We start from the raw sequence: 23,882 nt of genomic DNA on the forward strand, positions 1-23,882 counted from the left end.
ACCAGAGAGTCGGATTGGACCAAAAGTCACTAATGCACTAATAATGTTGGGGAAAAGTCCAGTCTTATGTGCTCCATGACCACACTGTCTTCAGAGATTATCAAAACACCTCCCTCCGGATCTCCTATGGGCGAAAGGTTGGAATAACTGACAAGAAAAAATCCGTTTTGAAAATCAAAATCCGTGATATTGACTATGGTTCCAAGTCCTGATGAAACCTGTTGTGAAATGGTGATCATATCAATCCCACTTTCCGCTCCATTGGCAAAATCGTAGATGCCGGGGCCAAAAACCACCGGGGAAGGCTGTACGTACTGGTCCCTGAAAAATAGTTTATCATCTATCAACTTTACCGGCACGGAGCCTGGCCCGAAAAATTCATTCAAGCTAAAGGAACGCGTTTCTATGAGTTCCAGACTTTGGGCATCATAGGTAAAATAATCAAATTGACCATCTCCCATATCCGCAAGAACTACGATATTACCCTGGTCGTCCGTAAATACACAGGGTATAGCCTCTCCATAATTCAGAAAAAGCTGTACTTCTTCCTGCTGCGTATCCACAATAGCCACATTAAACTCTGCCGACGAATCGAGATAGGTCAGTATTAACCGATTCTCGAAATACAGGGGTCCAAAAACCCTGTTCACATCCAGAACGTGAATTTTGTCTCTTGCTTCTCCGGTAGCAATATCAATGGTCCTGACACCAAGATTACGAGGCAAACCCTGACTTAGATATCCCATAAAGATCTGTTCCTGGGAATTGATCCCCCAGGTGACCGATCGTTCCGGGTTGGCCGCATAGAAATTTTCTACCAGCCTGGATTCTCCCGTTGCCGCATCTCTCAGCACCGCGGAAAACTGTCCGGATGAGAAACTGTAGAAACTCAATAGTTCATCAACCTGCCTCAGGATAAGGTACCCCCGGTTAACCATGTTTTCCTGAGTGAGATTAATAGTTTCCTGCTTTGCCGGGTCAATATCGTAATTGAATTGGTATATGTTTTGAAGGTCCTCTCCTATCACCCTGAAATTCAAGTCACTCAAACTCGGAGATTCCGGTAGAGGATCATCATCAGAAGAACATCCAACAAATAGTGCGGCAAGGAATATCAGGCAAAACCAGCTTCGGAAGTGCATGCAATTTTTTTTGTAATATACGGAATACTATTTTAAATCTGCTCTCTAAAGAGCAGTAGATCAAAGGTTTTTGTTTATTTGTACATTTATTGCAGTAAGCTCTGTTTCCTTTGATCCAGCTAATACCTCAACCTTGGAGCTTAAAAGAACTACATGAAATTAAATCGAATCCCTCTGGACAACATACTGTTTCTTGATATTGAAACCGTTCCGGCGCATGAATCCTATGGTGAGCTGGATGATGCGCTAAAAGAACTCTGGGAACAGAAGACCAGTTACCAGCGCAAAGATGAGATCAGTGGAGAAGCGTTTTACGAAAGGGCCGGGATATGGGCAGAGTTTGGCCAGGTTGTCTGCATATCTGTTGGCTATTTTAACCTTAAGAAAAAGGAAAGGGAATTCAGGGTGACCTCTTTTCACGGGGAGGAGGTAAAAATTCTCAAGGATTTCAACGCGCTTTTGGAAGGGCATTTTAACCAGGCCAGACACTTGCTGTGTGCCCATAATGGAAAGGAATTTGATTTCCCATACCTGGCCAGGAGAATGATCATTCACGGTCTTGACCTCCCGACAAAACTGGACCTTTTTGGAAAAAAACCCTGGGAGGTACCTCATTTAGATACCATGGAGTTATGGAAATTTGGCGATTACAAGCATTATACTTCGCTAAAGTTATTGTCTCATGTACTGGGAATCCCTTCCCCTAAGGAAGACATGGACGGTAGTATGGTTCGTGATGTCTACTATAAGGACAAAAATCTGGAGCGTATTGTACGCTATTGCGAACTGGATGTGATTACCCTGGCCCAGGTGTTCCTCAGCTTGCGGAATAACAACTTGCTACACGAGGACGAAATTCTTCGGGTTTAACGGTTGTATTTTAATTGTACATATACCGGGAAATGATCGCTATATCCTCCCAGGTACTTTCGCCCACCGTAGGTCCTGAACGGACTGCCTGCATATTTTCCTTTGAATTCGGTTAAAAAATATTCATCAAAAATATCGGCACTATTAAAAGTGTGTGTCCCTTTTTCGTAATTCAAAAAGTTATGCGACAAGATGATCTGATCAAAAAGCGACCAGCGATTTTTGTAGTTCGCACTTCCCCGATCGGGGGTCAGTAATTTCTCCATGGGATTATAGAGGGATTTCGCTTCAACCAGGTCCTGAATGCTTTTGGCTTTAGGTCCGTCATTAAAATCTCCCATAATAATGTAATTCGGATCGGAATACTCCTTCTCAATCCCAACCATATACTCCAATATAGTATTGGCCGCTTTGATCCTTTTGTAATCCGTTTCCATATCCCCATCCCTGCGTGAAGGCCAGTGATTGACAAAAACATGCACCTCTTCGCCGTTCAGGCTACCGCGCACATACAAAATGTCACGGGTGGTGTCTATTTCGCCATCCGGATTATGCACCAGTAGATTAATGGGCTCTGAGTAGGATACTTCAAAAAAATCCTTATGGTAAATCAGAGCGGTGTCTATCCCTCGTTCATCCGGAGAATCGTAATGAACAAATGAATATGCCGTGTCCCTTAGGGGTTCTGCAGAAATCAGATCGTTAACTACCCCTTCATTCTCAACTTCGGCGACCCCCAACAGTACAGGAACACTTTTAGTATCTTCGCGACCAATATCCGAAATGGTCCTGGCTAGTTTGTAAAGTTTTTTTTTGTACCGCTTTTTAGACCATTTCTTAAATCCTCCCGGAGTGAAGTCATCATCCAGGGTATCCGGATCGTCCTCGGTATCAAAAAGATTCTCCAGATTGTAAAAGGCGATAGTATAAAGATGCTTGTCTTTATTTCGTTTGAGAAAAGAAAAGAGCATGGTTTTACGTTGGAGAATTAAAATTACAAAAATCACTTGGTTCTGATTGATTAGATTTGCATTTTAAACAGGCCTATGTTAGAAAGAAAGACCATTGCATATGAAAAGGCGGTACTCATCGGAGTAGTGAATCGCGAGCAGAACGAAGAAAAGGTCAATGAATATCTGGACGAGCTGGAATTCCTTACTTACACTGCCGGAGGAGAAGTCGCCAAACGCTTTATTCAAAGGGTGGAAGTTCCGAATCCGAGAACTTATATCGGAACAGGTAAAATGGAAGAAGTTGAGCAGTTCGTCAGCTCCGAAGAGATCGGATCCGTGATTTTTGACGACGAGCTTACTCCTGTCCAGCAACGCAATATCGAAAAACAACTCCGTTGCAAGATCCTCGACCGAACCGGTCTTATTTTGGATATATTCGCCCAAAGGGCCAAAACAAGTTATGCCAGAACCCAGGTGGAACTCGCACAATACGAATACCTACTTCCGAGACTGACCGGACTCTGGACCCACCTTGAACGCCAGAGGGGTGGTATAGGTATGAGAGGTCCCGGAGAAACTGAGATTGAAACAGACAGGCGTATAGTCAGGGACCGTATTGCGCTTTTGAAAAAGAAGCTCTCCAAAATAGACCGTCAGATGGAAACCCAACGTGGCAATCGCGGTGCCCTGGTACGGGTTGCCCTGGTAGGGTATACCAATGTAGGTAAGTCTACCCTGATGAATGTGATCAGCAAAAGTGAGGTATTCGCCGAGAACAAACTATTTGCAACTCTGGATACCACGGTCCGCAAGGTAGTGATCGGAAACTTGCCCTTTCTGCTTAGCGATACCGTAGGGTTTATTCGCAAACTACCCACACAGTTGGTGGAGAGTTTTAAAAGTACCCTTGATGAGGTTAGGGAAGCAGACCTGCTTTTGCATGTAGTGGATATATCTCACCCCAACTTTGAAGAACACATTAATTCCGTAAACCAGATACTGGATGAGATAGACAGTGCGGACAAACCCACAGTGATGGTCTTCAATAAGATAGACCGTTATACCCCTGAAACTATAGAAGACGATGACCTGGTGACCACAAAAACCGAAAAGCATTTTACCCTGGACGAATGGAAGCAAACCTGGATGAGCAAGTTGGGAAATGATGTTTTGTTCATTTCTGCACTGAATAAGGAGAATCTGGAGGAATTCAGAAAACACGTATATGAAAAGGTACGGGCCATTCATGTTAGCCGATTTCCGTATAACAATTTTCTTTACCCTGAAGAACTCTATGAGTAATCACTTCTTAATCAACCACTTCCGTCCAATAAACTAATGGGTTTTTAAGTTTCACAACAGTTTAAGGCCAATACACAACATAAATTTAGAAGTTCGCTACATCGGATATACATTTAGACTGCAATTAAGTGCTAGTGTTATCCCGAGAAATCGGGGGCCCAAATCTGACAGAAATTTGATCTTCTAATGCGACCTCCGCTATGCTCAAAAAAAGTTTGGCGGGGCCCCAAATCGGCATTTTGACTAAAACAGTGCCCCTGTTCTAAAAGGGTCATATCAATTAAAAGAACCTGCTTAACTAATCTAACCCTGACTTCAACGTCAGGGTTTTTTATTGTCAATTTACTTCCAGAAGTTGCACTTTATCGAAGAAACAGAACCGTTGATATTTTTCACAACATTTCACCTGGGGTTGACAACATAAATTTAGTTCGGGTAGTCCGTCTGAAGTATCTTTACCCTGTTTTAAGATTAGTGTTTACCCCCAAAGAAACCCTGAGCTTAACTGAAAATGCTGACTTAACTAAATAACTAGCCCCCAAGGCTATTGGTAACGAACCAAATTTTACAGACCTACTTAACAAAAAAAGGCCCTTCTACTAAGGGCTTTTTTTGTGGACTTATCTCAAGTGAACAGTAGTCAGTCCACCTGGCCGCTAGCGCGGAATTGTATTCCTTGCAGGCGCTCCCGCCAGTCTGAGACTGCTGTTTTGGTTTAAGTAGTACCACGAGATACAATCTCGCGGTAGCGAAGGATTAACGTAATTAAACATTTAGCACTTAGCACCCAAAACCTTATTGCACCAGATTTCTTAAAAGTAGCACTAGTATAATCCACAACAACTGCTATAAAAAAAATCTTTAGTTAAGGCCTATCAGCAGAAAATGAGCCTTTAATTGTGATTTGTTTTGATGAAAGTGGTTCACGGCAAATCACATCCAGGGTTCCCGAAATGTTGTTTTCCGATAAGGATCTTATGATTATTGCTCCGCTAAGGGGTGTGTAAACCGGTGTCACTCCAGGATCTTCTACAAAATTCACAAAGCCATTATAGGCTTCAGGAGCCACCCTCAATTCTATAGGGTAGCTCCCTTTACCTAGGATATCATAAGTGGTAATACCAAAGGTTACCTGCCCATCTCCTGGATCCACTGCCGAAAAAGAGGTTGTATTCAGCAATTCTCCAAAAATATCTTCGTCTGAGGTAGCCAAAAAGAACATTTGTTCCCCGCTAATGGTTTTCTCGATCGCGCCGGAGATCTCAAAACTAAACCCGGTTTCATTTTCTAAAATGTTTTCATCGCCTTCACCATTATCAGAGGTACATGCTCCAAGAAAACTGATTAATCCCAGCAATAGTAAAATATATTTTCTCATGTCTTTCCCTTTTAAAATTATTTTGATCATTCCGCAACAACTAATTTGCGCCATTGGGTCTGTTCACCCGTATCACAGCGGGCGAACTGATAGTACCGTCCGCGGTTTCTATGCGAAGTTCAAAATCAAACCAGTCGTTATTCCCAAACCGCCAGCAGCCATCCCAGCTCAATGTTCCGCTCCCGTCGGTTAAAGGGAGACCGTTATAGTTAAATGACAAGTCATCCGTGGGGTCCGAGCTTGGGCTAAGTTTTACCAGTAACCTGCTGATAACGTCGTCTTTGGTACCACTATAGGGTATTGTAATCTTGAGGTCTGTACCCACTACTCCGCTACTGTGATTACAGTCGCCTTCCAAATCTAAACTCAACTGTCCGAGTTGAATACGGCTGTCTGAGTTGTTGCCATCATCGTCTTTGCTACAGGAAACGGATAGTACCGCTACTACGAGGTATAGGAATATTGTCCATTTTCCGAATTTATTTGATTCTCTGATTGTTTCCATACTCTTGAATTATTCATCTTGTTGGTGAAATGTTTCTTGCAGGACTTGCCGGGCCTATTGAAAGTAGGCCAGCAAATGCGATACTTCTTCTGCATCAGGGATGACTCCTGATCCGAATGTATTTCCATTAATGTGATATATGATGGGTATTACCAGGGCCACTTCATCGGTAAGAATGCAGGAATGATGAACTATCGTAGCCTCTATTTCCCCATTAGCATCAGCGGTCAGCACATTGTCTGTTCCGGATTTCAAAGGAGGATTAATTGGGTGAACAAAATCTGATGGTCCAACAGATTGCCCAATTTTTTTGGTCTTATTGAGAAATGCAAGCCAGAAGGTATAGGTCCCATCCGGAATAAGCCCTTCCAGGTCAATATTTACTGTAGCGGAGTTTCCATCACAGTGAACCTGAAGTTCACCTTTGGCCTGTTTCCATTCTCCCAGGGTGACATGATGTCCGTCTGGGGCCTTTATTGCCGTTAGCTTCCCGATTGGCTCCTGGAAGAAATTGGCTGCATAAATAGGTACTGTGGAAGTGGTAACGGCATTCCCGTCTTCGTCCCTTATTTCATTAAAAATATCGGCTTGTCCGTAATTCAAAGTGGCTTCAACCGGTTGCGGCTGTATAACAAAGTTTGCTGTACTTTGCTGATCGGAGGTTACACTGACGCTTGCAGGATTGGAGGATACCGAATTTGTAGCCAGAGGCAGTTCTACGGCGAGTTGATACGCCCCTGCGGAACTGGTAGTCAGGCTATAGTTTCCATTCCTATCTGTGGTCTGCGAAATGCTTTCAGATCCTTTGGAGGCTGTTACCGAGACCCCCGGGTACGCATTCCCATCCTCATCTTCAATTACCCCTGAGATTTGCCCCCCTGCTGATTGGGGTTCATCGCTGTTGTCACTACTACATCCCACCATGATCATTAGGCTGAGAGACACCGCCAACAGTACTATCAAAAACAGGCCCGTTCGAATTCCCCTGTCTAGTTGATCTACAATCTGCTTTTCTTTGTTTACTGAATCCATTTTTCTTTCTTTAGGTTACTAAATCGTCTAGGGGGATTTTGTTCGATCAAATCTATTCTCCTAACTACTTGAAAACTAATAGCCCAGTTCCAGATAATGACAGGCAGGTACCAAATGAGAGCTGGCATTAATTCAAGGATTTTTATTGCTTATTGACAGCAGTATTGTATGAATTACAGCCTATCGTTTACGGAAGTGCCAGAATGAGTTACGGATGGAAAATTTCTCCTGAACGCTAAACTCAAAAGCGCCCTGCCGGAGCCTGAAAGACAGACTTAAAAAGACAAAGCCGAAGAAGATCCGTTTTTGTGAAATGCTTCCGGGAAATCATGGAATGATATGGTGCCTTAATAGGTTGAAGGAGCAACCCCGTATAGTTCTTTAAAGCATTTGGCAAAATAAGAGAGGTTATTAAAGCCTACACCATAGGCTATTTGAGTAACGCTATCCGCCTTTTGTGAGAGAAGTTGAGCCGCCCTTTTGAGTCTGAAATTACGCAGTAATTCCCCGGGCGCCTCATTCGTCAGAGCCTTTAACTTTCTGTGCAGTTGGGTCTTGCTCATCGCCAGGGCTTCCTGCATTTGCGGTACCCCAAACTCCGCATCGGCATGGCGATTCTCCATAAGATCCAAAACCTTTTCCAGAAACTTTTGGTCTACCGAGGTGACAGTAATTTTCCTGGGATCCACCTGAACTTCCCGATTGGTATAGAGCTCCCTAAGTTTTTGACGCTGAGTGATAAGGTTTTTAATACGTACCAGCAGTTCCTTGGCGTCAAAAGGTTTGGTAAGATAGTCATCCGCACCGGTTTCAAGACCTTCAATTTTATTGTCCATCCCTGCTTTTGCAGTAAGCATTATTACAGGAATATGGCTGGTATTGACATCTGTCTTTAAACTTTTACACAACTCTATTCCATCCATTTTAGGCATCATCAGGTCAGTGATGATCAAATCAGGGGGGTCCTGAATGGCCTTATTCAAACCTTGTTTGCCATTAACAGCCGTGTTAACCCGGTAGTTTTCAATGAGGCTCTTTTGAATAAAATTACGCATGTCTGAATTGTCTTCTACCAACAGAATGCCCGGCAGATCCCGGGCATCTTTTTTAGAGAATTCAAAAGCCCTTGATGGTATTTTATTGGCCGGCAAGTGGATTTTGGCGTCAGTTTCGCGGCCGGTTCTGATCTCCTGAATTGGCAAGTGCACCGTGAAAAAGGATCCTTTGTGCAATTCACTGGAAACCGTAATAGTACCATCCATCATTTCAACCAGATCCCTGGACAGGGACAGCCCAATTCCGGAACCTTCGTGCTCTTTGGTGGCACTACTGTCTACCTGATAAAAACGGTCAAAAATGAATAGGAGCTGATCATCCGGGATACCTTTTCCGGAGTCCGAAACCTTTAACTGCAACTCCTGCTCCCGGTAGTTCACCTCCAGGGTGATGACAGAACCATCTTCGCTGAACTTAAAAGCATTACTCAATAAATTGTAAACGATCTTTTCCAGTTTGTCCCGGTCAAAAGAAGCCCACAGCGCAGTATGCGGAATATGGACCCGGTAGTCCATAGCCCGTTGAGCGGCATGAGAGTTAAATGAGGATGCCGCTGCGCGAAGGCATTTGAAAACATCTCCTTCCGTCGGTTCAAGTTTTAAATTACCGGTGTCTATTCTGGAGAGGTCCAGGAGTTGATTAACCAGTTTCAGTACACGTGTCGCATTGCGTCTTATCATCTTAATCTCTTCCAATCCGAGTTTCTCATCGGGATTCTGCTCCAGGTGTTCAATTGGGCCCTTTATTAAGGTCAGGGGTGTACGGAACTCATGGGAAATATTAGCGAAGAAGTTAGATTTCATTCGGTCCAGTTCCTTGAGCTTCCGGTTGGCGTTTTGTTTTATACGGTACTGGTTGTATAAGAGTGCTGCCAACACCAGCATGATCAGTGAAAAGGCAATTATGCCGTTGCGTTCGTTAACGCGCTTGTTGAGTTGCAGGGTCTGCAATTCCTTTTCGGATTCCAGCAATGCGATTTCCCTGCTTTTTTGTTCATTCTGATATTTCGCCTCAATGTCATTGGCCAGATCAACTTTTTCACGGGTATAGAGGTCATTTCGCAAAGTGGCATATGCATTCATATTGGTATAGGCTTCCTGGTAATCACCATCCTCTGAATGAACATCGGCCAATATTTCATGAGTATTCATCGCCAGTACTTTAAGCCCTATTCGGTCTGCAACTTCCATAGCCTTTGCAAGGTTTGCCTTTGCTTCGGCATTTCGTCCCAACTTATGCAGGCATTTCCCGATATTTTCGTAGGAGTGGCCTATGTTTACTGAATCATGAACCTCTTGTGAGATTTCCAGGGATCTTTGGTAATAATCCAACGACTGTTCATAATCTTCTTTCTCCCAGTATATTTTACCCATTGTAAATTGCCCGAAGGAAACTCTTTTCCTATTGCCGAGTTCAGCATAGATCTTTATGGCCTCAGCGTTGGATGCAATGGCACGATCCAGATCTCCCGTATTTCTATAAACAATAGACATATTGTAAGAACAAAATGCGCGCTGCCTTTTGAGATTGATTTCCTTGGCAATCTCATCCGATTGGATGAAATAGTCTTTTGCCTTGTTATAATTCCCCATACTGCGATGTACGAATCCGATATTCCCCAAAGCTTTGGAAAGGTTTCCTTTATCATCGAACTTCCTGTAGATTTCAGAGGCCCTGGTGTAAAGTTCCATCGCCTCGGTATATTCGATATTTTGGGTGTGTACAGTTCCCAGGGTTATATAAGTGTCCGCCATCCCGAGAGAATCTCCGAGGCGTTCTGTTAGTGCAAGGTTTTCATTGAGGTATTTCCTTGCATCTTCAAAATTCCCCATTCTGGCATAACTAACTCCTAAGCCGGCTAAAGCCTTGGATTGACCTTTTAGAAACCCCATTTCCAGAGAAAGATCCATCGCTTTTTTATTAACTATTAAGGCAGAATCATCTTCGGATTGGGTCCTGAGATAATCAGCGTAATGATTATAACTCATGACCTCAAGTCGATCCAAACGGCTGTTTTGGGTCCGGTCTATGGCTTCCAGAATAACAACCTTGGCATTTTGCGGCTCATTGTCCTTATATTCCTCGAACAATTGGTGAAGCCTTTTAACTTTAACAGAGTCTGTAACCGCATCGGTATACTTTTTATACAGGCTGTCTACTTTGGATTGAGAAAAACCCAGATAGGCAAAAAACAACAAAAAGAGAAATACTGATCTTTTCATTATCAACAGCTATTACTACAAGATACCTAATTTTCAGGCATTTACATTTGTAGCAATACTAAAAAGAAGAATGGCAACTGGGCTAACACAAGAGTACCGAATTCTAAAAGGATAATGTCGGAGTAACCAGTAAGCAGTAATCAGTGAACAGTGAACAGTGGACAGTGGACAGTCCTTAATCTAAACTACTGCCGGCAAGAGACCCTTGTGATACAACTATATCTGAAACACTTCCGGTCTAAGTCAAAGAAGAGGCCTAATTTAGGGCCTTCTTTTTGGGCAGCATAGGAGACAAGCTTTGTAAAGAATCGGCGAAACCCTGGAGTCGATTTAGAAGATTGGCTCCGGTTTTAAAGCGGAGCTTTAAAAATGCCTCTCCAAAAAGTCCCTTTTTTGAATTCCTTTTTGGGGTAGCAAAAAGGAATAAGTATCCCCTCTTCTGCTTTGAAAGTGCAGTAGTATCAACTAACTTGTTTTTGGGGAGGGGTCTGGAATCCCTGTCTTCAGTGAGCAGTGGACAGTGGACAGTCCTCCTTCGCTAAAGCTACGGAGGACAAAGGTTGATGGTTGACGGTTGTCAGTTGATAGGCTTCGCACGGCGCTTTGCGATTAGCGCACTGCGGATTTTAGATGTTCCCGGCGCTACCGCCAGTCTGAGACTGGTGGTTTAGTATAACTAGAACCACGAGATACAATCTCGCGGTAGCGAAGGACAAAGCGAATGAAAAGAGGAATTTCAATCTCGCAGCATCAAAGGATTGCAAATTGACACGATCTGAAGTGCGTTTTATCGAAGAAAATGACCCTTCATATTTTACACAACACGGGAGGGCGACTTCACAACATAAATTTAGTGGTGACGGCCTTTCAGCATATCTTTACATTGTGTTTAAGATTAGTGTTTACCCCAAATCGAACCCTGAACTTAACCAACTAAACAAAATTAACCTACTTAACTAGTCCCCAAGACTACCAGAATTAAACCAGATCTTACAAACCTACTTAAAGTAAAAAAGCCTCCGGAATCGGAGGCTTTTTTATTTCAGCAATTTAAAGCTGTCTTAGAATGAGTAGTTCAGGCCTAAAGTCCAGTAGGTCTGTAAATCGTTATCCACCGTATCAAAGGTTTCAGTTGTGTTGCCCAATGTATTTATAGCGTAGTTCAGGGCTTCCTGTTTGTTGCTCCTCAATCCAAAATCGAATCCTACACCAATGCCTTTCCAGAGGGTGTAACCGAAAGAATTGGTCCAGGTCCAGTTGCTCAGATCAGAATTTTCATAACTCTGGAACATGGATAGGTTTGTCTTAAAGTTTACCGCTCCAATCTTACGGGTATAGTCTACAAGGATCTTAGCATCTGCCGAAGATTCAAAAATGTTATCCTCACTGCTAAAGACAAAATTGTAGTTCAAAGGATGAATAACCACAACGAGGTCCGTGATTGGGGTCCAGGTAGCACCTACACCAATATCCAGATAGCCAGGATCATTAAAGTTGCTCAAAAGGGTGGTCCGGTATTCCACCAGACCTGAAATGGCAAACTTTTCGCTCAGTTTTCGCCCGTATAGTGAGCTAAGGTTGAAGACATCTGTGGCCTCACGGAACCCGTCTTCATCATCGGGATCGTCTTTATCGTCGAGTTTTACCCAGGTCAGATTAACATTGGCTGCGTTTCTCCAGAAAAACTTTTCCTGGTTAAGATTGGCATAAGCATTTACGGTAAAACCAATATTACCTGAGGAGTTGTTTGGGAAACCCTGGGCGTACCAGTTACTAAAATTAGAGAGGCTACCACCTATGGTTCCAAAAGCTCCTACCTTCCAACCTGGAAGTGCATCGATCTGTGCCTGCAAAGCGTCCACACGACCCTGAATTGCAGAAATGGAATCCTTCTTGGCAGCTTGTTCAGCCTTGAGCTCTTCCTCGGTCTGTCCGTAAATAATGGGGGTTACCAGTGCCATAAAGAGCACCAGGAGTAATTTTTTCATAATGAATAGTGTTTAATAAGTGTTATTAACAGCAAATGTAAGAATTGTTAACAAAACACTGAGTTTATCAACACTATTTTCTACGGTATAAGGGAACCGAAGAACAGGCCTCCCCATACTGTATTTTTTTGGCGACTTTTTGAATTTTAGACAAGGCCAGAACATAAGCGTTAGGCGGTACAGGCTTGTTGCTACACCCTTTTATGATCACTGGTTTGTCTTTGAGAAAAGAGACATCCAGGTCTGCCAGGACCTCCTGGTAAATCGCGGTTTCAAGGGCCTCAATATCCCCGATTACGGTCAATTTAGCATGAGGTTCGAGCATAGAGGTTATTAACATATATGCCCAACCCGGAATTATGGCGTCGGTGGAACAGTTCAGGGCCACATAGCTGTCCTTGTAGGCAGCCCAATCATGCGAAGCGACATGAGACCTGAACTCCTGCTCCCGCAAAATGAGACCCTCGTAAAGCCAGTCACTGATATCCAGGGCAACACGTTCCCCTTCCGGATAGTATTCTTCCAGATCAAAGGTAACTAATGGGCTCTGTGCCACTCTGTTAACAATCTCAGACATCTGATTTCAGTTTCTAGTTCCCTACAACAATCCCAACTCCAGTTTGGCCTCCTCACTCATAAGTTCCTGGGTCCAGGGTGGGTCAAAGGTAATTTCAACCTCGGCATCGTGGACCAGGTCCAGGGATTTCACCTTTTCCTCAACCTCCACAGGTAAAGTCTCGGCAACCGGGCAATTCGGAGAGGTCAGTGTCATGAGGATCTTTACCTCATTGTCCTCGTTGACCAGAACATCGTAGATCAATCCCAATTCATATATATCCACAGGTATCTCCGGGTCGTAAATCGTTTTAAGCACTCTTACAATTTTCTCACCCAGTTCCTGAGTATCTATAGTTGTGTTTTCTTCATTCATGATTTCCATAAGTTAAGGCATTTCAGTTCACCAACCTCCTAAACCTTCGTTTAGCTCAGTTGCGTCTGATAGGCTACCGCGTACAACTTTAGTTGTTTGATCATACTCACCAATCCATTAGCCCGGGTAGGTGATAAATGTTCCTTCAACCCGATTTCATCGATAAAATCCGTATCCGCTTCAATAATATCCTTGGGCTTCTGACCGCTGAAAGCCCGAATCAGTATAGCGATGATGCCCTTGGTAATTATGGCGTCGCTATCCGCGGTAAAGACCAGTTTATCATCTTCCAGTTCCGCATGAACCCAAACTTTACTTTGGCATCCTTTTATGATATTATCCTCTGTTTTGTACTGTTCTTCGATCAAGGGTAGTGATTTTCCCAACTCTATCATGTACTCATATCGCTGCATCCAATCGTCGAACATGGAAAACTCATCTACGATCTCTGCCTGAATGTCTTCAATGGTCATAAACTCATTCTTTTGCGCAAAAGTACGATATGTGGATATGGTATTCAACAGTTTGGGAAAATGATAACAGAAGGGCGCTATAGCAGCATTTCTCTGGCCTTGATCACTCCTGCAACAAGGGTATCAACTTCTTCTTTGGTATTGTAGAAGCTAAAGCTCGCCCTTATGGTTCCCGGGATGCCGAAAAAATCCATGATGGGTTGTGCACAGTGATGTCCCGTACGGACCGCGATCCCTAGTTTATCCAGTATGGTACCTACATCATAGGGGTGTATACCTTCCAGGTTGAAGGAGATCACCGAAGTCTTACGTTTGGAAGTGCCATAGATCTTTAAGCCATCAATGGCTAAAAGCGATGCTGTTGCATATTCCAACAATTCGTTTTCATAGGCTTCAATGGCATCGAAACCAATATTATTCAGGTAATCTATGGCCGCGCCAAAGGCAATCCCTCCGGCGATGTTCGGTGTACCCGCCTCAAACTTATGAGGAAGATCCGCGTAAGTGGTCTTCTCAAAGGTCACCTCCGCAATCATTTCACCTCCTCCCTGATAGGGAGGCAGTTTTTGAAGCCATTCTTCTTTTCCATAGAGTATTCCTATCCCGGTAGGGCCACACATCTTGTGCGCCGATACGGTATAAAAATCCACATTGAGTTCCTGAAGGTCCGCCCTGATATGGGCAGCAGACTGTGCCCCGTCCACCAGGACGGCTGCGCCAACCTTATGTGCCTCATCTATGATCTCTTTGATGGGGTTAATGGTTCCCAAAGCGTTAGACACATGATTGCAAAAAACCAGCCTGGTATTCCCGGAAAGCAACTCCCGATAATTATCCATCAGCAATTCTCCATCCTGACTCATCGGGATGACCTTTAAAATCGCCCCGGTACGTTCGCATAGCATTTGCCAGGGTACAATATTGGAATGGTGTTCCATGGCAGAAACCAGCACCTCATCTCCTGCTTTTAAAATGGAGCTAAATCCGTTTGCCACCAGATTGATACTATGGGTAGTGCCCGAAGTGAATATGATCTCTTTGGTACTGCCGATATTAAAGTGTAGTTGGATCTTTTTTCGTGCCAACTCATAAGCATCAGTAGCCTCCTGAGAAAGCGCGTGAACCCCACGGTGAATATTGGCATTGTATCGGGAATAGTAATCCACGATCACATCCAATACCTGCCTGGGTGTTTGCGAAGTCGCGGCATTGTCCAGGTAGACAAGTGGCCTTCCATACACTTCCCGTGACAAAATCGGGAAATCTTTTCTAATGGTTTGTATATCTAAAGCGGTGTCTTGCATGTCTTTACTTCCGGATTTTTAGGGTTGATGATCCCCAATACGGCCCAACTTGAAGTAAGATCAAAGATCAAAACCAAGTCGAACTCCCAACTTGTTTGCTATAAGCTTATTGATTCTTCTCTTGAGCTCTGGAATACGAACGCTTTCCAATACGTTATTGGCAAAAGCATACATCAGCAGGGCAGAGGCTTCCTTCTTGGGAATACCCCTGGACTGAAGATAGAACAGGGCCTCCTCGTCCAGCTGGCCAATGGTACATCCGTGGGAGCACTTCACATCGTCCGCGAAGATCTCCAGCTGCGGTTTTGTATTGATGGTGGCCTTATCACTGATCAATATATTGTTGTTCTGCTGGAAGGCGTTGGTCTTCTGGGCGATCTTATCTACTATGATCTTGCCATTAAAAACACCGGTAGAACGTTCTCCATAGATCCCTTTGTAATCCTGATGACTCTCGCAATTGGGTTCTTTGTGGTGAACCAAAGTATGGTGATCCACATGCTGTTTTTCGCTCAGTATGGTAACACCCTTCATGGTAGAATCTATATGTTGCCCGTCCTGGTAGAAGTTCAGGTTATTGCGGGTAAGCTTTCCTCCAAATGAAAAGGTGTGCACTTTTACCACGCTGGTATCCTTCTGAGAAATATAGGTGTTATCTATAAGTGAGGCCTTCTTCGTGTCGTTCTGCACTTTGTAGTAATCCACTATAGCATTCTTCGCAGCGAAGATCTCGGTGACTGAATTGGTAAGCACCTCATTCTCCGTAAGGCTCTGGTGTCTTTCGATCACCTGTAACTCCGCATTTTCTTCCGCGATGATCAGGTTTCTGGGTTGCAACATAAGCGAAGCCTCGTTCCCGGTGGAAAAATGCAGGATCTCGATGGGTTTTTTTGGCACCTTGTTTTTTGGGATGTATATGTAAGCTCCCTCCTTGCTGAAGGCCGTGTTTAAGGTGGTCAGCGACTCTTCTGTAGATGCTACTTTATTAAAATACAACTCAATGATCTGCCGGTACATCGGCTTGGTAAGTGCCGCGCTCATCAGGCATACATCCACTCCGTCATGAGTGGTTTCGGACAGGTATGAACTGTAAATACCATCAATAAAGACAATCTTATAGGTGTCAATTTCGTGTAGGAAATATTTCTTGACTTCCCGGTACTCCAGGGCGTTCTCTTCTTTGGGGAAGATGCTGAAATTGGTTTTTTGCAAGCCACTCAGCGAGGTATACTTCCACGCCTCTTCCTTTTTGGAAGGAAATCCTTTTATCTCAAAATTCTTAATGGCTTCGGAACGGATGTCATGCACCGGATGATCAACATCTATGTTGTTCTCGAAAGCTAAAAATGAAGAAACCAATTTTTCTTTTAAATCCATCTTTTCTGAATTCCTTTCAGGGTATCCCGGGCCAAAAGCCTGTGGATACCTTTATTTGCACTATACTACAGCCTCGTTCTTGATCCAGTCGTACCCTTTCTCTTCCAGTTCCAGGGCGAGTTCCTTGGTCCCTGACTTTACGATCTTACCTTCGTGCAACACATGCACATAATCAGGAACGATATACTCCAGCAATCGCTGGTAGTGAGTGATCACGATCACCGCATTGCTCTCACTTCTAAGTTTGTTAACCCCGTTGGCAACAATACGAAGCGCATCGATATCCAAACCGGAATCGGTCTCGTCCAAAATAGCCAGCTTGGGTTCCAGCATGGCCATCTGAAAGATCTCATTCCTCTTTTTCTCCCCTCCGGAAAAACCTTCGTTCAAGGATCGCGAAAGGAATTTGCGATCGATCTCAAGCAATTCAGACTTCTCCCGGATCAGTTTGAGCATCTGATTGGCTGGCATTTCTTCCAACCCCCTTGCCTTTCTCGATTCGTTGATAGCGGTTCTCATAAAATTGGTAACCGTTACCCCCGGGATCTCAACCGGGTATTGAAAAGACATAAAGATCCCTTTATGAGCCCGTTCTTCCGGAGCTGAATCTTCCAGGTCTTCTCCATCCAATATTACGGTCCCCTCGGTAACCTCAAACTCTTCTTTACCCGCAATTACGGCAGCCAGCGTACTTTTCCCGGAACCGTTAGGGCCCATAATTGCGTGGACTTCCCCCGCATTGACCTCTAAATTTATACCATTCAGTATTTCGTTTCCTTCTACTCCGGCGTGCAAATTATCTATCTTTAGCATGCGTCTTCTTTTATTTTAAATGTTGTATTGCCCTTGGTATTTTTTAAAATCTACTTTTAATCTCTTAAGCTGGTCTCAAATAGTTTATCCCACGGAACCTTCAAGGCTTATTTCCAATAGCTTTTGCGCTTCCACCGCAAACTCCATAGGTAATTTGTTCAGTACCTCTTTGCTAAATCCATTCACAATAAGCGCAATGGCCTTTTCCGTATCTATCCCCCGCTGATTACAATAGAAGATCTGATCTTCTCCAATTTTACTGGTGGTAGCTTCGTGTTCTATTTGCGCGGTCTTATTCTTTGCTTCTATATAAGGAAAAGTATGTGCACCGCATTCGTTGCCCATAAGCAGTGAATCACATTGCGAAAAATTTCTTGCGTTTTCGGCTCTGCTGTTCACCTGCACCAATCCGCGGTAACTGTTTTGGGATTTCCCGGCTGAAATTCCTTTCGAAATAATCGTACTACGGGTATTTTTCCCCAAATGCACCATTTTAGTACCTGTATCTGCCTGTTGGAAGTTGTTGGTAACTGCAATGGAATAAAATTCTCCGATGGAATTATCACCCTTGAGGATACAGGAAGGATATTTCCAGGTGATCGCAGAACCCGTCTCAACCTGGGTCCAGGAGATCTTAGCGTTCTTTTCGCACAATCCCCGTTTGGTTACAAAGTTGAATACTCCCCCCTGACCTTCTTTGTCTCCGGGATACCAGTTTTGTACCGTTGAGTATTTTATCTCAGCATTATCTAAAGCGATCAATTCAACAACGGCCGCATGTAGTTGATTTTCATCTCTTGAGGGTGCTGTACATCCCTCGAGGTAGCTCACATAACTACCCTCATCAGCGATAACCAGGGTTCTTTCAAACTGCCCGGTACCCGCCTGGTTAATCCTGAAATAAGTAGAGAGTTCCATGGGGCAGCGAACGCCCTTAGGGATATAACAAAAGGAGCCATCTGAGAAAACCGCTGAGTTCAGGGCGGCATAGAAATTATCCTTTTGGGGTACCACGGTACCTATGTATTTCTTTACCAGTTCCGGATGCTCTTTAATGGCCTCTGAAATAGAGCAAAAAATAATGCCTTTTTCTGCAAGGGTCTTTTTGAAGGTGGTAGCCACAGAAACAGAATCCATCACAATATCCACGGCTACTCCGGCCAGCTTCTTTTGTTCATCGAGAGAGATCCCCAGTTTCTTAAAGGTCTCCAGAAGTTCCGGATCTACCTCATCCAGACTATTGTATTTTGGTTTCTTATTGGGTGCGGAATAGTAAGATATGTCCTGGAAATCGGGTTTTTTGTAGCGAATATTGGCCCACTCAGGTTCTATCATTTCCTTCCAGGCACGAAAAGCCTGCAGTCTCCATTCCGTCATCCATTCCGGTTCTTCCTTTTTCTTAGAAATAGCAATGACAATCTCCTCATTGAGGCCCTTAGGCAGCGTGTCCGCTTCTATATCTGTAAAGAACCCGTATTCGTATTCCTTGGTTTCGAGTTCTTTTTTTAATTCTTCTTCGGTGTATGCCATGTTTATGTTGATTTGATCATTCGAAAATTTGAAAAACGGATCAGTCAAACTGCATCAGTATCTCAAACCTCCAAATCAGAGGGAAAAACTTTCCCCACAACCACAGGTTCTCTGTGCATTAGGATTATTAAACACAAAACCTTTACCGTTCAGGCCTCCGGAGTATTCCAGAGTGGTCCCAACCAGGTAAAGAAAACTCTTCTTATCAACGATGATGCGAACAGCATTGTCTTCGAAAACCTTATCGGTTTCGCCTATACTATGATCAAATTTCAGATCATAAGAAAGGCCGCTGCAGCCACCACTTTTAACGCCAACGCGTACAAAGTCTTTTTCCGCGTCAAAACCTTCCTCCTGCATCAGTGTCACCACCTTTTGTTTTGCTGTATCGGATACCTTGATCATTTCTTAATTGGATTTATTCTAAATAGGTTACAAATATAGGGTATATGTAGGGTTTTACCGCAATTCCTAACATTTATATAACGGATAAGGATATAGGGGAAATCTATGGTAAGTGGCTAAAGGATAAGAAAACCACCTCTTACTTTATTTTGATCAAAACCAGATCTGAGCCACCTTTGTTTGTGACTCCTTGAAAATCAGCACTGTCAGACTGTCCGGCTATGAGGAAACTTCCATCCGTATGTTGTACCAGATCAAAGGCAAAGTCCAGTCCGGCACCTCCAAAGGATTGTTGCCACAAAAGGGTCCCTTCTTCGTCTGTTTTGGCTACCCAAATGTCGTTTTCACCCGCGTTTTGCTCCAGATCCATGTCGTTGCTCCTGGAATTCCCACAGATCATATATCCTCCTTCCGCGCAGGGCTTAACGGCCCGGGCAGCGTCAAATGCGCTACCTCCAAGCGTTTTCTCCCAGATCAACTGTCCATCGGCATTAATTTTTATCATCCAAAAATCCGAATTCCCGTGATTTCCGGAGATATCCGTGTCCGTACTAAAGGTATGCCCGACAATGACAAAGTTATCATCCAAGGTTCGCTCGATATCATAGGAAACGTCTATACCTGTACCTCCAAAAGAACGCTCCCAGACAAAATTCCCCAGAGCGTCGAGTTTTACCACCCAAAAGTCATAGCTTCCTTTAGTCAGGGATATATCGCTATCTGTGCTTTCCGAAAAGCCTGTCATTAATATATCTCCACTACTGGTCAGGGCCGAAGAGTACGCCCTGTCATTATTTGATCCGCCAAAATAATGCTGCCATTGCAAATTTCCGTCGGCATCCAACTTGGTCCCCCAATATTCTCCAACTCCGTGTCTTGTAAGAAGATCCCCTTTCCCGGTATCTCCCAAACCCTCGGAAGATTGCACGTCGAGGAAGCCGGCAAAGAAGAAGCCTCCATCTGAAGTTTGAAGAACATCGTAGGAGTGATCGTGACCTGCAAAACCAAAACTTCGCTCCCATAATATCTCACCATTAGCGTCTAATCGTAATATCCAGTGGTCGTGAAAGCCCTCATTTTTGCTACCGTCCCCGTCTGAACTCATGGCGTATCCTACAATGGCATAACCTCCATCTAAGGTTTGAATTACCGATTGCCCTCGGTCATCCTTACTCCCGCCATAGGTTCTTGTCCATTGAATCTCCCCCTGAGCGTCCAGTTTGAGGAACCAGTAATCATTTACCGCCAGATCTTTGTCCGGAATATCTCCCGCGGTACTATTGGTATATCCCATCACCGCATATCCGCCGTCCTGAGTAACAATAATTGATTGAGCCGTATCATTTCCGGAACCACCGTAACTCCTGATCCATTCCACTTCGCCCGCGAATTCATCAGCAGTTGCCAGATTGTCCATAGCACTATCTTCCTGGTCCGTAGAACAGGAAACCACGAGCAACATCCCCACTAAAAAGACAATCCTTCCTCTCATCATGCACTAATTAGATGCCCGGATCACAAACAATCCGCTATTCATATCGCTCAAGACTATTTTGCCGCTTTCAAAATAGGGATAGACACTCCATACCCCGCTAAAATTGGTTTGATCATTTCCCGGAACCGTATCAAAGAAGCCTTCTTCCACTATAGTCTCGTCCGCAATCCCGGAAATGTCCAGTACTCGCATTCCCGCGGTGTAGTTCGCCAGGAAGTATTGATCTGCTTTTACGTACCCATTGTGATCTATGGCCTGGGTAGGGCCTAAATAAGTGGCGTGTAAAGTAGGACTGTCCAGATCGCTAAGATCAAAGACCAGGGTCCTGGAGTTAAATCCAAAATTAATTTCATCTATTTCATCACCGAGAATAAAATAACGTTGGTCTTCAGTAAACCACCCCTGATGAGTGTAGGCGGTACTAGGATAATTCGTGCCCGTGATCAGGGCCGGATTGTCCTTGTCTGTGATATCCACGATCACAACAGAGGTCTCATTTGCCCCTATAAAGATCTCAGAACCTGCATAATCCGCATCCGGGCCGTTATAGGTAACAACCTGAGCATCATGAGTATAGCCACTACCCCCGTAACCGCCGGCGGCCACCGGATTTTTCGGATCCTGAATGTTTATGAAATGTACCCCGCCGCTGAAGGCGTCTTCCCGATTGGTCCCCACTGGATAGGCATAGCCTGTAGCTTCGTTGATCACGATGTTATGCGAATTCCCTATGCCGGTATAGCGGTTGTCTGCGGTGAAATTGACCGGTGGATCGGTCACATCCCTTAAACGGGTAAGGTCAAAAACCTGCATCCCATGGTCTGCTGCCTCCGACACAACATAAGCGTGGTCCTGATATACTTTGATGTCCCTCCAGCCGCTGGGTGTAGTTGCTGTAGGTAGTTTCCCGAGGTAAACAAGGTTAGCCTCATCGGTAATATCCACAAAGGCGGTTCCATTATCCAGCCCTACTAAAGCGTATTCCCTGCTGGTCATTGGGTCTGTCCAGCCCCAGATGTCATTACCTCCATTCGCGTTGAATTCCCCCAGGCTGATCCGTCCCAGCAAATCGTATCCATTACAGGGAAAACCTCCGGCTGAACCGCTTTCACAAGGACCTGAATTTTGGGTATCGTCATCGACAACAACCGGCGGATCGTCATCATCAGACATCATACTGTCCGGTGGATTGGCGGGATTATCATCATCACTTGAACAGCTTATTAGGACCAAAAAGCTAAGTAGCAGGAGAAAAAAGGGCTTTTTCATAAATATAAATTATATGTAAGTTGTAGAAGCTAATTCTCACTATCAAAAATCGTTCCTGATTCCCAGAGAATCCTTGTTAAAATACTTACACAGGCTATGGATGGTTTCTTTTTTTATTTTAAAGATACGCTTTATATGCTAACCTCATTATTTTTGCGGCATGCTAGAAGACAAAAGTCCAAAGAAAACGGAATTGAGCTCCCTGGGAGAGTTTGGCCTGATCGAACATCTGACCAGAAACTTTAGCCTGGAGCAATCCACTTCGGTAAAGGGGGTTGGAGATGATGCCGCCATACTGCAATTTGGAGACAGACAATCAGTCATTTCTACCGACCTGTTGATAGAGGGAATTCATTTTGACCTCAGCTATGTACCCCTAAAGCACTTAGGTTACAAGGCGGTGGTGGTCAACCTGTCCGACATTTACGCCATGAATGCCATGGCCACCCAAATCACTGTTTCGGTAGCGGTTTCAAACAGGTTTCCACTGGAAGCGCTGGAAGAGCTTTACGAGGGGATCGCGAGTGCCTGTGCCATTTACAATGTAGATCTGGTAGGCGGAGATACCAGTTCTTCAACCAAAGGAATGCTCATTAGCGTTACTGCCATAGGCGAAGTAGAAAAAGGAAATGCGGTATATCGCAAGGGAGCAAAAGCCAATGATCTGCTGGTAGTTACCGGAGACCTGGGTGCGGCCTACCTTGGATTGCAGGTGCTGGAAAGGGAGAAAGAAGTATACAAGGTAAATCCTAAAAACCAGCCTGATCTCAGCATGTATTCCTACTTGCTGGAACGGCAGTTGAAACCTGAAGCCCGAAAAGACATTATAGAGTTACTGCAAAAGCTGGAGGTACGGCCTACCTCCATGATCGACATCAGTGATGGTCTTTCATCAGAAATACTGCACCTCTGCAAGCAAAGCGAAGTTGGTTGTAATCTGTTCGAAGAGAAGATCCCGCTAGACCCTACCGTAATTGCCGGATGCGAGGAATTCAATTTGGACAGCAGCCTGGTTGCCTTAAGCGGGGGAGAAGATTATGAATTGCTGTTTACTATAGGGCAGGATGATTATGAAAAGATAAAGGGCAACCCGAATTTTACGGTTATCGGGCACATGACAGAAGCCAAAGAGGGAGCACATCTTATCACCCGGGCCAATACCAAGTTAAAGCTGGAGGCACAAGGCTGGAACGCGCTGAATTAAATGTGGGGAGGAGATAAAAAAATTCCCGAAAAAAGTGCATACCTTAATTTGCTGTCTTGGGGCAGGCGACAGAAAGTAGTAAGGAGCTGTCTTAATTTTCGGGAATAACTTTATGATCCCATGGCCCTTAAAGCCGGGGATCTGATTGCCAAAGCATAATTAAGCTGCCTGATGAGAGGCGCTGTGCTTCTTCTGATATATATGCTCTAATGTTGCGTTGATCTCCCGCAGTTCGGGAGTAAGATTAGAAAGATTACCGCTCACGTCTGTGGTAACTTGCTTACCGCAGTGGATGCATTTGTACTCTTTGATGTGTAATGTAATTTTTTTCGATACAGTATAGTGATGGCCAAAAATATTGCAAAATATTTTCTTCATAATGTAGGTATTAAGTATCGCATTGGTCCGATTTGGGGTCGTGGAAATGCATTCGATTCGTTTAGTTGTTCGTCATAAAAGCACTTTTGGAAATACTTTATCACAGGAACGTCTCATTCCTGTGTTTTATTGGGTGTCCGGCGATTTTTCGTCCATTTTTTCGACAAACGCCTCTTTTTTCGATGAACAGCACATCAATCTTCCTTTTGGCGATATTTGCAAGACAGGCTTTTTCCATTATCTTTCCCCAATATT

The 23,882-nt window shown here is 44.2% G+C and carries 21 protein-coding genes; 3 read left to right on the top strand and 18 right to left on the bottom strand.

Translation table 11 applies throughout. The features are described 5' to 3' along the window. Window positions 1-29 precede the first annotated feature (29 nt). Window positions 30-1,142 (bottom strand): hypothetical protein, encoded by a 1,113-nt coding sequence (locus tag GTQ38_RS02575; protein ID WP_161433668.1) that lies wholly within the window; start codon window positions 1,140-1,142, stop codon window positions 30-32. A gap of 153 nt (window positions 1,143-1,295) precedes the next feature. Between GTQ38_RS02575 and GTQ38_RS02580 the strand changes: the two genes are divergently transcribed. Next, entirely contained in the window at window positions 1,296-2,012 is a 717-nt protein-coding gene (locus GTQ38_RS02580; RefSeq protein WP_161433670.1) for a 3'-5' exonuclease, read from the top strand. Here the strand turns inward: GTQ38_RS02580 and GTQ38_RS02585 are convergent. Next, window positions 2,009-2,983 (bottom strand): endonuclease/exonuclease/phosphatase family protein, encoded by a 975-nt coding sequence (locus GTQ38_RS02585; protein ID WP_161433672.1) that lies wholly within the window; start codon window positions 2,981-2,983, stop codon window positions 2,009-2,011. The genes GTQ38_RS02580 and GTQ38_RS02585 overlap by 4 nt on opposite strands. A gap of 75 nt (window positions 2,984-3,058) precedes the next feature. On the opposite strand from GTQ38_RS02585, the gene hflX reads away from it, so the two are divergent. Further along, window positions 3,059-4,267, top strand: coding sequence for a GTPase HflX (gene hflX / locus GTQ38_RS02590; RefSeq protein ID WP_161433674.1), 1,209 nt, complete (start codon window positions 3,059-3,061; stop codon window positions 4,265-4,267). A gap of 865 nt (window positions 4,268-5,132) precedes the next feature. Here hflX and GTQ38_RS02595 read toward each other — a convergent pair. From GTQ38_RS02595 to GTQ38_RS02665, 15 genes are all read right to left on the bottom strand, one after another. Next, the gene (locus tag GTQ38_RS02595) at window positions 5,133-5,645 is read right to left on the bottom strand and encodes a hypothetical protein (protein WP_161433676.1); all 513 of its coding nucleotides are present in this window, start codon (window positions 5,643-5,645) and stop codon (window positions 5,133-5,135) included. 40 nt (window positions 5,646-5,685) lie between these two features. Further along, entirely contained in the window at window positions 5,686-6,150 is a 465-nt protein-coding gene (locus GTQ38_RS02600; RefSeq protein WP_161433677.1) for a hypothetical protein, read from the bottom strand. A 54-nt stretch (window positions 6,151-6,204) separates the two neighbouring features. Continuing rightward, window positions 6,205-7,182 (bottom strand): carboxypeptidase-like regulatory domain-containing protein, encoded by a 978-nt coding sequence (locus GTQ38_RS02605; RefSeq protein ID WP_161433679.1) that lies wholly within the window; start codon window positions 7,180-7,182, stop codon window positions 6,205-6,207. 347 nt (window positions 7,183-7,529) lie between these two features. Next, the gene (locus tag GTQ38_RS02610; protein WP_161433680.1) at window positions 7,530-10,460 is read right to left on the bottom strand and encodes a hybrid sensor histidine kinase/response regulator transcription factor; all 2,931 of its coding nucleotides are present in this window, start codon (window positions 10,458-10,460) and stop codon (window positions 7,530-7,532) included. Window positions 10,461-11,521: 1,061 nt separating this feature from the next. After that, a complete protein-coding gene (locus GTQ38_RS02615) occupies window positions 11,522-12,448 on the bottom strand; it encodes a DUF3078 domain-containing protein (protein ID WP_161433682.1) in 927 nt (308 codons plus the stop codon). A gap of 73 nt (window positions 12,449-12,521) precedes the next feature. Next, on the bottom strand, window positions 12,522-13,025 hold the full coding sequence (locus tag GTQ38_RS02620) for a DUF2480 family protein (protein ID WP_161433688.1): 504 nt from the start codon (window positions 13,023-13,025) through the stop codon (window positions 12,522-12,524). Between the two features lie 21 nt (window positions 13,026-13,046). Continuing rightward, on the bottom strand, window positions 13,047-13,379 hold the full coding sequence (locus GTQ38_RS02625) for a DUF59 domain-containing protein (RefSeq protein ID WP_161433690.1): 333 nt from the start codon (window positions 13,377-13,379) through the stop codon (window positions 13,047-13,049). 50 nt (window positions 13,380-13,429) lie between these two features. Then, a complete protein-coding gene (locus GTQ38_RS02630; protein ID WP_161434059.1) occupies window positions 13,430-13,852 on the bottom strand; it encodes a SufE family protein in 423 nt (140 codons plus the stop codon). A gap of 77 nt (window positions 13,853-13,929) precedes the next feature. Beyond that, on the bottom strand, window positions 13,930-15,156 hold the full coding sequence (locus tag GTQ38_RS02635; RefSeq protein WP_161433692.1) for an aminotransferase class V-fold PLP-dependent enzyme: 1,227 nt from the start codon (window positions 15,154-15,156) through the stop codon (window positions 13,930-13,932). 60 nt (window positions 15,157-15,216) lie between these two features. Beyond that, complete coding sequence (gene sufD / locus GTQ38_RS02640; protein WP_161433695.1) at window positions 15,217-16,533, bottom strand: Fe-S cluster assembly protein SufD; 1,317 nt, start codon at window positions 16,531-16,533, stop codon at window positions 15,217-15,219. Window positions 16,534-16,593: 60 nt separating this feature from the next. Then, window positions 16,594-17,346 carry a Fe-S cluster assembly ATPase SufC gene (sufC, locus tag GTQ38_RS02645; RefSeq protein WP_161433697.1) on the bottom strand — a complete coding sequence of 251 codons (753 nt, stop codon included), beginning with the start codon at window positions 17,344-17,346 and terminating at the stop codon, window positions 16,594-16,596. An 84-nt stretch (window positions 17,347-17,430) separates the two neighbouring features. After that, complete coding sequence (sufB, locus tag GTQ38_RS02650) at window positions 17,431-18,876, bottom strand: Fe-S cluster assembly protein SufB (RefSeq protein ID WP_161433699.1); 1,446 nt, start codon at window positions 18,874-18,876, stop codon at window positions 17,431-17,433. Window positions 18,877-18,951: 75 nt separating this feature from the next. Further along, window positions 18,952-19,281 carry a HesB/IscA family protein gene (locus tag GTQ38_RS02655; RefSeq protein WP_161433700.1) on the bottom strand — a complete coding sequence of 110 codons (330 nt, stop codon included), beginning with the start codon at window positions 19,279-19,281 and terminating at the stop codon, window positions 18,952-18,954. A gap of 139 nt (window positions 19,282-19,420) precedes the next feature. Further along, complete coding sequence (locus GTQ38_RS02660) at window positions 19,421-20,776, bottom strand: hypothetical protein (protein ID WP_238857754.1); 1,356 nt, start codon at window positions 20,774-20,776, stop codon at window positions 19,421-19,423. Window positions 20,777-20,779: 3 nt separating this feature from the next. Beyond that, complete coding sequence (locus GTQ38_RS02665; protein WP_161433702.1) at window positions 20,780-22,045, bottom strand: choice-of-anchor B family protein; 1,266 nt, start codon at window positions 22,043-22,045, stop codon at window positions 20,780-20,782. A 160-nt stretch (window positions 22,046-22,205) separates the two neighbouring features. On the opposite strand from GTQ38_RS02665, the gene thiL reads away from it, so the two are divergent. Then, window positions 22,206-23,249, top strand: a complete 1,044-nt coding sequence (thiL, locus tag GTQ38_RS02670; protein WP_161433704.1) for a thiamine-phosphate kinase — start codon at window positions 22,206-22,208, stop codon at window positions 23,247-23,249. Window positions 23,250-23,408: 159 nt separating this feature from the next. Here thiL and GTQ38_RS02675 read toward each other — a convergent pair whose 3' ends face one another. After that, window positions 23,409-23,627, bottom strand: coding sequence for a hypothetical protein (locus tag GTQ38_RS02675; protein ID WP_161433706.1), 219 nt, complete (start codon window positions 23,625-23,627; stop codon window positions 23,409-23,411). Between the last annotated feature and the right edge of the window lie 255 nt (window positions 23,628-23,882).

Origin of the sequence: Poritiphilus flavus (genome assembly GCF_009901585.1) — a bacterium.
GTDB lineage: Bacteria > Bacteroidota > Bacteroidia > Flavobacteriales > Flavobacteriaceae > Poritiphilus > Poritiphilus flavus.